This is a genomic window from Lentimicrobium sp. S6 (assembly GCF_013166635.1).
Taxonomy (GTDB): Bacteria; Bacteroidota; Bacteroidia; order Bacteroidales; family UBA12170; genus UBA12170.
In genome coordinates this window covers 1-558 of record NZ_JABKBZ010000275.1, presented here as the reverse complement: position 1 = coordinate 558, position 558 = coordinate 1, and the positions used below count along the sequence as shown (strand labels likewise).

The following is a 558-nucleotide window of genomic DNA, read 5'->3' as shown; positions in this document are numbered from 1 at the left end:
TGGTGAGCTTTGATGTGGATGGCGACGTGCTTTCTGATACCGCTAGAAAAACCATTGTGGTCTATCCAACACCTTATGCTGACTTCGATGTGAGTAATGTATGTGATGGCGAAGAAGCCTTACTAGTCAGCAATACCAATGCCAATAACTCCATTTTGCAATCTTGGACTTGGAACTTTGGTGATGGACAAGATACTACTATCATTGGGAATGAAGTGAATAATGCCATCAATCATTTATATGAGCAAAGTGGTATTTATAATATCAGCCTTATGGCACTTACAGACTTGGGTTGTAGAGATACGGCCTTTGGTACGATTGCGGTGAATCCTATGCCTGTGATATCTTTTGTATCTGATACCAATGCTTTCTGTGGAACGGGCGATATCTTATTCACCGATAGTTCTACTTTGGAGAGCGGAAGTATCATGGAGCGTTATTGGAACTTTGGAGATGGCAACAGAGCTAGATCTCCTCTAGATACCATTTTACATACTTATATTCCTTATGAAGAGCAGTTGAATGAATTGTTTACAGTGAGCCTCACAGCCACCAGCG

The 558-nt window shown here is 41.4% G+C and carries 1 protein-coding gene; it reads left to right on the top strand.

All coding sequences use genetic code 11. The features are described from left to right. On the top strand, positions 1–558 hold a 558-nt coding region (locus tag HNS40_RS22705), incomplete at both ends, for a PKD domain-containing protein (RefSeq protein WP_172284983.1).